Annotated in this window: 5 protein-coding genes and 1 pseudogene; 5 read left to right on the top strand and 1 reads right to left on the bottom strand. The window is 70.5% G+C overall.

The features are described 5' to 3' along the window. From EV292_RS22385 to EV292_RS22365, 5 genes are all read left to right on the top strand, one after another. A partial coding sequence (locus EV292_RS22385) for a glycosyltransferase (protein ID WP_207913554.1) occupies positions 1-483 on the top strand: 483 nt, incomplete at its 5' end. Continuing rightward, positions 480-1,454, top strand: a complete 975-nt coding sequence (locus EV292_RS22380; protein ID WP_132911489.1) for an acyl-CoA dehydrogenase — start codon at positions 480-482, stop codon at positions 1,452-1,454. The genes EV292_RS22385 and EV292_RS22380, both read left to right, overlap by 4 nt. Then, entirely contained in the window at positions 1,445-2,104 is a 660-nt protein-coding gene (locus EV292_RS22375) for a PIG-L family deacetylase (protein ID WP_132911488.1), read from the top strand. The genes EV292_RS22380 and EV292_RS22375 overlap by 10 nt, the downstream gene beginning before the upstream one ends. Further along, a complete protein-coding gene (locus EV292_RS22370) occupies positions 2,101-2,712 on the top strand; it encodes a class I SAM-dependent methyltransferase (protein ID WP_132911487.1) in 612 nt (203 codons plus the stop codon). Before EV292_RS22375 ends, EV292_RS22370 begins: the two co-directional genes overlap by 4 nt. Positions 2,713-2,830: 118 nt before the next feature. Then, a complete protein-coding gene (locus EV292_RS22365) occupies positions 2,831-5,236 on the top strand; it encodes a GH92 family glycosyl hydrolase (protein WP_132911486.1) in 2,406 nt (801 codons plus the stop codon). A 202-nt stretch (positions 5,237-5,438) separates the two neighbouring features. Here EV292_RS22365 and EV292_RS22360 read toward each other — a convergent pair. Next, positions 5,439-5,696, bottom strand: a pseudogene (locus EV292_RS22360) (amino acid decarboxylase); the annotation flags it as partial.

Below are 5,696 nucleotides of genomic sequence, written 5' to 3'. Positions count from 1 at the left end.
CTCGGGCTGCGTGTCGCCAGCTACCGCAGCCTCGGCGGGTTCGAGCCGCTGGCAAACGGAGAGGATGGACGGTTGGTCGACGACGCGGCACGTGCCGGTCTGCGCGTGCGACGCGATGCGGCGTGTGTGGTCCACACCTCCGATCGCCGCTTCGGCCGCGTCGCGCACGGATTGGCCGGCACGCTCCGCACGCTCGACCGCGATGGGGAAGCAATCGACGTAGCCCATCCTTGTGACGCCGCTTGGCAGTACCGCGGTCACGCCCTCGCACGTCTCGCCTTCGCTAAGGCCGAATTCGGCTCTTTGTCGGCCGCTGTAAACCTGACGATCGACCATCTCGTCGGCGTCGCTCGCGACTGTCCCAACGCAGAGGCCTTCGCTATGCGAGTCGTGCCCACCCCGCCGGGTGGGATGCGGCGGGTGTCGTTGGCGATCGCCGAGGCCGAGCTGGCGGTGATCACCGCCGGGCGGCGGGCGGCGTGAGCGACCTGCGCCGCGCTCTGGCTGCGCGATCGACCCTGTTGCCCGGCCTCGCGGATCCCGCGGATGCCGATACGCTGCTGCGCTTGCTTCGCCTTCTCTACGCTGTCGGGCGAGCCGACCTGCCGCTCGGGCGACTGCTGGAGGGGCATGTCGACGCGCTACAGATCATCCACCGCTACGGCGACGCGACACAGCGTACCCGCGCGACCGCGGCGGTCGCGAGCGGTGCTGCCTTCGGCGTCTGGAACGCGGATTTGCCGGGCGAACCTCTGCGACTTGATGGTGGGCGGCTGATCGGAGGCAAGAGCTTCGCCAGCGGTGCCGGCCTGCTGTCCCACGCCTTGGTCAGCGTCGATGTCGAGGGCGGGCGGCAATTGCTCCTCCTCGATCTCGAGCGCTCCCCGCCGGCGATCGACCGCTCCTTCTGGCGAGTGGCAGGCATGCAGCGGTCGGAGACTCATGTGGTGCGATGGGACGTCGCGAAGGTCGCATGCGACGACCTGATCGGCGCGCCGGGCGACTATATACGCGAGCCGTGGTTCAGCGGCGGAGCTCTGCGCTTCGCGGCGGTTCAGGCAGGCGGCATCGCGGCGCTGCTCGACCATAGCGCCGCGCATCTCACCGCTGCAGGTCGGGCGGGCGATCCGCACCAAGCGGGACGGCTCGCCGCGCTCTACGGTCTGGCCGAGACGGCGACCGGCGCGATCCGGACCGCCGCGGCCGGCTGGTTCGCCGATGAAGCAGAGCGCCTGCCGCTGGTCGCGGCTGCGCGTGCCGCCGTCTACGCCGCTGGCGGCCCGGCGATCGAGCTCGTCCAGCAGGCGGTGGGGGTGCAATCGCTCTTCGTCGATCACCCGCTCGCGGCAGCGATCACCGACTTGGCGATGTACCTGCGCCAGCCCGCGCCTGACGCGCAGCGGATGATCGTTGGCGCCGCAGTGGCAACGGGGACGCTGACGCCATGCCTTTGAGATTCCGGATCGGCGCGCCCCGGCGTCTGCTAGTCATCGCTCCCCATCCCGACGATGAGGCGATCGGCGCCTATGCGCTGATGTCTCGACTGCGCCGCCGCGGTGTGTCGGTTCGGGTGGTCGTGGTGACCGACGGGGCTGCCTCGCACCCGAATAGCCCCAGGTGGCCACGTCGGCGACTGGTGGCGGAGCGGCGACGGGAAAGCCGTCGTGCCCTGTGCCGGATCGGCGTGGCTGCGGGGGCCATGACGTTTCTCGATCTTCCCGACGGTCGCCTCCACACGCGCATTGTCGCGGCCCGCCGCGGCCTTGCGCGCGCGTTGGGCCATGTCGGCCCGGCGTTGATCGCAGCGCCGGCGGCGAGTGACGATCATCCCGACCATCGCACGGTCGCGGCGTGCGTGGCGGCGCTGCGCCGGCCGAAGCTGCGCCGCCTGGCTTATCCGGTGTGGCCGGCGGGCCGGCAGCCAGCCGGCGCTCGCTGCCTCTTCCTGACGGCGCAAGAGCGGCTCGCGAAACGACACGCGGTGCGCAGCTATCGCACCCAGGCCGGCCGCATCATGGATGATCCTGCGGGCTTTGCGATGACCCGCCGCCATGTCGCGGCCTTCACGCGCCAGCAGGAAGTGTTCGTGGAAGTCCGGCGATGAGACCGATCACGCTGAAAGGGTTCGATCGCAAGTTCGTCGATGACGATGATCCCTGGTCCACGTTCACGAACCGGGACGAGGCGGTGAAGCGTCGTGCCATCCTGCACGCCATGGGGGCAGGCCCCTTGGGCCGAGTACTCGAGCTGGCGGCGGGAAACGGTTCCAACAGCGCGGCGATCGCTGCACGCGCCCTGCGGCTGGACGCGACCGAGGGCACCGAGAGCGGCACGACTTTGGTGGCAAGGGCGCTGGAAGGGCGGCGGCGAGCGCGTGCGCTGAAGCTGATCGTCCCCGCGGCACTGCCACGTCCTCGCTACGACATCGCCGTCGTGGCGGAACTCATTTACTATCTGTCCAGACGCGACATGGCGCGCACCGCACGGGACGTCGCCACCGCGCTCCGGCCCGGCGGCATGCTGGTCCTGGCGCACCACCGCGTCGACTATCCCGACTTCGCGCAGCATGCGCTGCATCTGCAGCGTGCCTTTCTTCGCGGAACGCGTCGCCGCTGGCAGGTGCGCGTTGTGCGTCGAACCGGACGTTGGGTCGTGCTGGCCTGCAGCCTCAGTAAGCGGCGTTGTTCCGGCGCGGCATCATCAGGCGACTAAGGCTCGTTTCCGTTCGCGGGAGACCTGAAATCGACGTCGTTTCACCGCGAAGAGCTCGCTTGACCGAGCCTGTGCTCAGCTTAAGATAACCGTCTTTCTTAAATATCCGGAGACGGCGATGGTCCGTTATGGTCTGGCAGCTGCCACCTGCCTGAGCCTCACGGGGCTCGCCGTGGCGCAGCAGGACAGGCCATCGACGCCCGTTGCCGACGTCAATCCCTTCATCGGCACCACCAACGGCGGCAACGTCTTCCCTGGCGCAACGCGGCCGTTCGGCATGGTCGCGTTCAGCCCCGAGCTCACGCCGCTGCCGGGCAAGCGGCTGCCGATCGCGGCGCCGGGCGGCTACGAGTGGCGCGGCAACGGCGTGCGCGGGTTCAGCCTGACCCATGTCTCGGGCACGGGCTGCGCCGGCGCGAGCGGCGACGTCCCGATCATGCCGGTGACGATCCCGGTCGAGCGCTCGCCCGCTTCCGTCGAGGCGGGGTTGAGCTACGCCAGCTTGCTCGACCACGCCGCCGAGCGCGCCTCGCCGGGCGCCTACCACGTCACCCTCGACAACGGCGTCACGGTCGATCTCGGCGCGACCGAGCGCAGCGCGATCGGCCGCTTCGCCTTCCCCGCGGACAAGCCCGCCAATCTCCTGTTCCGCACCTCCGACAGCGAGGTCGGCAGCAGCGACTCCACGATCCGCATCGATCCTGCCACCCGGACGGTCAGCGGCACCGTCACGTCGGGCAACTTCTGCGGCTATCTCGCGGCGGACCGGCGCGAGAGCTACTACACGCTCCACTTCGTCGCGCAGTTCGACCAGTTCTTCACCGTCGGCGGGACGTGGCGGGACGACCGCGTCAGCGCGGGCGCGGCGAGCGGAGGCGGGGGCACCAGCTACGGCGACCGCGGTCACCCGCCAGCGGGGCGCGGGGCGGGCGGCTGGATCAGCTTTGCCCCCGACGCCGCGCGCGCGGTGACGATGCGCGTCGGTGTGTCGTACGTCGACGAGGCGGGTGCTCGCCGCAACCTTGAACGCGAGAGCCCGGCCGGCACCAGCCTTGACTCGGTACAGGCCGCCGGTCGCGCCGCGTGGGAACAGGCGTTGGGCCGCATCCGCGTCGAGGGTGGCGCGCGCGATGAGCGTACCGTCTTCTACACCGCGCTGTACCACGCGCTGATGACGCCCAACCTCTACAGCGACGTCGACGGCCGCTATCGTGGCTTCGATGCCGCGGTACACGCGCTCGCGCCGCGGCAGCAGGCGCAATATGCGAACTACTCGGGCTGGGACGTGTATCGCTCGCAGCTACAGCTCGTGACGCTGCTCGACCCGCAGCGCGGGTCGGACATTGCCCAGTCGCTGCTCAACCAGGCCGAGCAGAATGGCGGGACGTGGGACCGCTGGACGCATCTCACCGGCGCTACCGGCGTGATGAACGGTGACCCGTCGCCGCCGTCGCTCGCCGCCATCTACGCGTTCGGGGGACGCTCCTTCGATCTCAAGCGCGCCTATGCCTCGCTGCGTCGCGCCGCGACGGTACCCAGCGCCAAGGACCTCGACCGCAAGGGCTGCCCCGTGCTGTGCGTCGGGCAGCGGCCCGGGCTCGATCAGTGGCTGAAGCTGCACTACATGCCCGTCGGCGCGCCGGGCTGGGGCACGGTGTCCGACACGCTAGAGCTCGCCGCGGCCGACTTCGGCCTCGCCGAGCTGGCCCGCCACGCCGGGGACCGCGCCGGCGAGAAGCTGTTCCGCGCGCGCTCGGGCTGGTGGCGCAACCTGTACAATCCCGCGGCTACGGCCGCGGGTGGCTATCTCCAGCCGCGACGCGCCGACGGCGGCTGGCCGCGCTTCGATCCGTCGTCCGACGAGGAGATGGTGGAGGGCAGCGGGGCGCAATATCTCTGGATGGTGCCGTTCGATCCGGCGGGGTTGATCGACGTGCTCGGCGGCCGTGCCGCGGCGACGCGCCGGCTCGACGCCTTCTTCCGCGCGCCCGACGGCGGCTGGGCGGTGACGAAGGCGGGGCCGCTCCACGCCGAGCTCGACAACGAGCCGTCGATTGCCTCGCCCTGGGCCTATCTGTTCACCGGTGAGCCGTGGAAGACGCAGGAGACGGTGCGCGCGGCGATGCGGCAGATTTGGACCAACACGCCCGCCGGCATCTCCGGCAACGACGATTTGGGGCAGATGTCGTCCTGGTACGTCTGGTCGGCGCTGGGCCTGTACCCACTCTATCCCGGCCGCGCCGAGCTGGTGATCGGCAGCCCGCTGTTCCCTCGCGCGACGGTCGAGCGCCCCGGCGGCGTCCGGCTGGTGATCGACGCGCCCGGCGCTGCGCCCGACGCGCCGTACGTCACCGGGCTGCGCGTCGACGGCCATGCCAGCGACCGCGCCTGGCTGCCCGCCGACGCGGTGAACCGCGGCGCCACGCTCGCCTTCACCATGGCGCGTCAACCGGACCGCTCCTGGGCGACGCATACGGCGCCGCCGTCATTCGGGCCGGGAGTAGGGAGCGTAGCCAGGCGCTGACGAGGCGGCGCGTCGCGCCCGCGGCACGATACAAGTGACGATCGGCTCGCTGAGGTCAGCCTGCACAAGCGCTCGGCTGCCGCCGATCCGCTCGTCTGCTCCTCGTTTGGACCAGCGTCTGCCACAAGCGTTGTCGGCGTCGCGTGCGACGCCGACCGTGGTCGGATGCTAGGTACCCGCTCGATCGACGATAAGCTTCACCTTAGCTGACGACCCTCAGGGTGGCCTCGGTCGGATCTACCGGGTCCATGATAAAGGCACCGGCGTCACGTTGGGCCACCAGCCAGGCGACGTGCTCGGCCGAGATACGCTGGCCTGGAACGAGCCGAGGCACGCCCGGCGGTGCCGGGGCGATCATCTCCGCCGCGATCCGTCCGGCGGCGTCTTCATATCGCACCATCTCCGCCGGGCCGTTCAGCGCGCGCGGTCCGGGCATGGCCATGTCAACCGACAGCGTCGC

Source organism: Sphingomonas sp. BK235 (genome assembly GCF_004345855.1).
GTDB lineage: Bacteria > Pseudomonadota > Alphaproteobacteria > Sphingomonadales > Sphingomonadaceae > Sphingomonas.
Note: the sequence above shows the minus strand (reverse complement) of the source record. Positions and strands in the feature narration are given on the sequence as shown.